A 4,189-nucleotide genomic window follows, 5' to 3' on the forward strand; every position below is an offset into this window, starting at 1 on the left:
TAGGCGAACGGCACCGGCTCGAGGCCCAGGTGAGGGTCGACCCGCTCGAGCCACTCGAGGCTGCGCCGCGCCGCGGCCTGGAAGGCGTCCACCGCCGGCTTGCGCGCGGCCTCGTACGCGGCGAGGGCCTCGGGAAGCGAGCGCCCGGAGCGACCGAGCGCGTCGGCCAGCGCGATGGCGTCCTCCAACGCGAGCTTGGTCCCCGAGCCGATCGAGAAGTGGGCGGTGTGGGCCGCGTCGCCGGTCAGCACGGCGCGCTCGTGGTGCCAGCGGCGGTTCCGCACCAGCGGGAAGTTGACCCACTTCACGAAGTTGTTGGAGAGCAGGGGCTCGCCGTCGAGATCGTCGCGGAACACGCGCGCCAGGTAGCGGCAGGTGTCGAGGTCGTTCAGCCGGTCGAAGCCGGCGCGGCTCCAGGTCTCGGGCGAGCACTCCACGATGAACGTGCTCATGGTGGGGCTGAACTTGTAGGCGTGCGCGATGAAGAGCCCGTGCTCGTTGGTCCGGAAGATCATCACCAGGCCGTGAAAGAGGCGCGGGGTGCCGAGCCAGACGTAGCGGTTCAGCCGCACCTCCACCGAGGGCTGGAAGAAGTCGGCGTGGTGACGCCGCACCAGGCTATTGGCGCCGTCGGCGCCCACCAGCAGATCGCCGTCGGCCAGGTCCGTCGGATCGGCGATGGGGGTGCGGAAGCGGAGATCGACGCCGACCTCGCGGCCGCGACGCTGCAGGATGTCGAGGAACGTGAGACGCGCGATGCCGGAGAAGCCGTTGCCGCGGATCGAGACCTTCTCGCCGCGATGCACGACGTCCACGTTGTCCCAGGTCTGGCTGGCCTGGGCGATGGCGGTGAAGGTGGGCTCGTCCTGCTCCCGCAGGAAGGCCAGGGTACGGTCGGAGAAGACGATGCCCCAGCCGAACGTATCGTCGGCGGCGTCGCGCTCGAAGACGGTGATCCGGTGCGACGGGTCGCGGCGCATCATGAGCAGGGAGAAGTAGAGCCCGGCCGGCCCGCCCCCGAGAACGTTGATCCTCACGAGAGCACCACCGTCTCGCCGGTGCGCGCGTCCGCCGCCCCGGAGGCCAGCTCCAGCACGACCTGCGCCACCTCGTCGGGCTCGATCAGCCGACCGGAGGCGTTGAGCCGGGCCAGCGCCTGCGTGGCCTCGCCGAGCGACTGCCCGGTCTTCTCGCTGATGCGCGCGGCCGCGCGGGACGCCAGGTCGGTCGCCACGTAGCCGGGGCACACCGCATTGACGGTGACGCCGCGCCCGGCGACCTCCGCGGCGACCGAGCGGGTCAGGCCGACCAGGGCGTGCTTCGAGGCGGAGTAGGCCGCGATGTACGGAGCGCCCGCGAGCCCCACGGTGGAGGCGATGTTGATGACGCGGCCCCACCGCCGCTCGAGCATGCCGGGCAGCAGCGCGCGGATGAAGAGATAGGGCGCGGTCGCGTTGATGGCCACATGGCGCTGCCAGAGCGCGAGATCCGTGCGGGCCAGCGGCGCGGATTCGGCGACGCCCGCGTTGTTGACCAGGATGTCCACCGGCGGGCGCTCGGCGCGGATCCGGTCGAGCGCGGCCGCCACTGCCGCGGGATCCGCGACGTCGAGCGGGTAGCATGCGACCGCGGGCGCGCCCGCATCGGTCGCCTCGGCCGCGGCCGACCGCAGCGCGCTCTCGGTGCGGCCGCTCAGCACGAGCCCGGCCCCGGCTCGGCCGAGAGCGAGCGCGATGGCTCGCCCGATGCCCCGACCGCCGCCGGTCACCAGGGCGGTGCGGTCCTTCAGCGCGCCCGCGCCGTCAGTCACGCCCGGGCGGGCTCCACGGCGGCGCGATCAACCGCCCGCGTCGGACGCGCCGCTTCCGGGACGTCTCCTCCCCGAGCGTTGAAGGGCCCATCCGCGCGCGATTATACTACCCGCGCTCTATGGGCCGTCCCTTCCAGCAGGTCTCCCTCACCGACGCGGTCGGCCGACTCCGCGCCGGCATGAAGGTGCTCGTCGCTCCCGGCGCGGGCGATCCCTCCGCGCTCATCGCGGAGATCCTCCGCCAGGCGGATCGCCTCGCTCCGCTCACCCTGATGGGCGGGCTGCGCCTCGACGACTACGCGTTCGCGGCGCCCGCGTACGCGGGAAGGATCCGCTTCGCCACCTGGCACATGTCCCCGCGCCTCGCGGAGGCCGACGCGCGCGGAGACGTCGACTTCGTGCCCGCGCGCTACTTCGACACCGTCGGCCTGTTCTCGGCGGGCGGCGCCTGGGCTCCCGACGCGGTGCTGGTGCACACCGCGCCCCCGGATCGCGGCGGGCATCTCTCGCTCGGCGTCTCGGTCAGCTACCTGCTGCCGGCGGCCCGCCGCGCTCCGCTCGTCATCGCGCAGGTGAATCCGCGCATGCCGCGCACGCTCGGCCAGGCGTTCCTCCATCACTCGCAGGTGGACGCGTGGACGCCCGTCGACCATCCGCTCCTCGAGTACCCGCCGACTCCGGTGGGCGAGGTCGAGCGGCGCATCGCGGGCCACGTGGCGGACCTGATCCCGGACGGGGCGACGGTGCAGGTCGGGGTGGGCTCGATCCCGCAGGCGGTGATGGAGGCGCTGGCGGGCAAGAAGGATCTCGGCGTCCACTCGCTGCTGGTCGACCACATGCTGCCGCTCGTGCAAACCGGAGTGATCACCAACGCGCGCAAGCGCCTGCACCCGGGCCGGATGGACGTGGGCGAGATCATGGGCACCGCCGCCCTGTACCGATGGAGCCACGAGAACCCGCTCGTGAACATGGAGCCGTCCGACGTCGTGCACGACCCGCACGTGATCGCCGCGCTCGGCGATTTCGTCTCGGTGAACTCGGCGCTCGAGGTCGACCTGCTGGGGCAGGTGAACGCGGAGAGCGTGGACGGCCGCCAGATCACCGGCATCGGCGGGCAGTTCGACTTCGTGCTGGGGTCGGGGCGGGCGGCGGGCGGGCGGTCGATCATCGCGCTGCCCGCCGGCGCCGCGCGCGGCACGCGCTCGCGGATCGTGGCGCGCCTGGGCGCGGGCACGCGGGTGACCACCCCGCGCTTCCTGAGCGACTACGTGGTGACCGAGCACGGGGTGGCGGCGCTGCGCGGACAAAGCGACGCCGGGCGGGCGCGGGCACTGGTCCGCATCGCCGACCCGGCGTTCCGGGACGCGCTCGAGCGCGCGATCAGCCCTTGAGCTTGTCGATCTCGGTGAAGATCTCCTGATCCTCGGGGAAGCGATACGTGACCTGGTTGTCGTAGATCATCGTGTCGTCGACCTCGACGGTGAAGATGCCGCCGACGCCTTCCCGAAGCTCGGAGGTGATGCCGTACTTACTCTTGATGGCGGCCTGCAAACTGGAGGCCTGAGGCAGATAGTTTCACTCTCCGCAGTAGGTGATCCGGACGTGCATGGAACCCTCCTTTTACGAAAACTTGGCGCCGGACTGTCGCGTATGATACGGACGCTCCCGGGACCTGTCAAATGACCCGGCATCTCCTCATCGACACCGACCCCGGCATCGACGACGCGCTGGCCATCTTGCTCGCCCTGTCATCGCCGGACGCACGCGTCGAAGCGATCACCACCGTCGCGGGCAACGTGTCGGTGGACCTGGCCACCGTGAACGCCCGCCGCATCCTGGCGGTGGCCGCGCCCGATCCGATGCCGCTGGTCTTCCGGGGCGCCGAGGCGCCGCTCAAGCGCGCGCTGATCACCGCAGCCGATGTCCACGGCGACGACGGCCTCGGCCATCTCGACCGCTTCGTGGAGCCCGACGGCCGGCCCCGCTATCCGGAGCCCGCGATCTCTCTTGAGACGGCCGCGGCGGCGGAAGCGATTCTGGACATCGCGGATCGCTGGGGCCCGGACCTGACGATCGTGGCCCTGGGGCCGCTCACCAACGTGGCCGCCGCCCTCGCCCTCGACGCCCGGGGCCTCGCCCGGGCCGGGCGGATCGTGGTGATGGGCGGAGCCGTCGGGGTGCCGGGCAACGTGACGCCGGCGGCCGAGTTCAACATCCACGTCGATCCCGAGGCGGCCGCGCGGGTGCTCTCGTCGGGCCTGCCGATCGAGCTGATCCCGCTCGACGTGACCCGCCAGGTGGTGCTGGCCGAGCGCGCCCTCGTCGGACGTCTGCGCGGGCGCGCGAGCCCCGTCGCGCGCTTCATCCTCGATTTCACCG

The 4,189-nt window shown here is 72.0% G+C and carries 5 protein-coding genes; 2 read left to right on the forward strand and 3 right to left on the reverse strand.

Annotated features, from left to right (window positions below; all coding sequences use genetic code 11):
- Together VKN16_20355 and VKN16_20360 are read right to left on the reverse strand one after the other, a co-directional pair.
- Window positions 1-1,037: FAD-dependent monooxygenase (locus tag VKN16_20355; protein HME96558.1), on the reverse strand; the 1,037-nt coding region annotated here is incomplete at its 3' end.
- On the reverse strand, window positions 1,034-1,810 hold the full coding sequence (locus tag VKN16_20360) for an SDR family NAD(P)-dependent oxidoreductase (protein ID HME96559.1): 777 nt from the start codon (window positions 1,808-1,810) through the stop codon (window positions 1,034-1,036). The genes VKN16_20355 and VKN16_20360, both read right to left, overlap by 4 nt.
- 119 nt (window positions 1,811-1,929) lie before the next feature.
- Between VKN16_20360 and VKN16_20365 the strand changes: the two genes are divergently transcribed.
- Window positions 1,930-3,201, forward strand: a complete 1,272-nt coding sequence (locus VKN16_20365) for an acetyl-CoA hydrolase/transferase C-terminal domain-containing protein (protein HME96560.1) — start codon at window positions 1,930-1,932, stop codon at window positions 3,199-3,201.
- On the opposite strand, the gene VKN16_20370 is transcribed toward VKN16_20365, so the two are convergent.
- Complete coding sequence (locus VKN16_20370) at window positions 3,191-3,379, reverse strand: Rdx family protein (protein HME96561.1); 189 nt, start codon at window positions 3,377-3,379, stop codon at window positions 3,191-3,193. The genes VKN16_20365 and VKN16_20370 overlap by 11 nt on opposite strands.
- Window positions 3,380-3,489: 110 nt before the next feature.
- Here VKN16_20370 and VKN16_20375 point away from each other — a divergent pair.
- Window positions 3,490-4,189: nucleoside hydrolase (locus VKN16_20375; protein HME96562.1), on the forward strand; the 700-nt coding region annotated here is incomplete at its 3' end.

Source organism: Candidatus Methylomirabilota bacterium (assembly GCA_035315345.1).
GTDB lineage: Bacteria > Methylomirabilota > Methylomirabilia > Rokubacteriales > CSP1-6 > CAMLFJ01.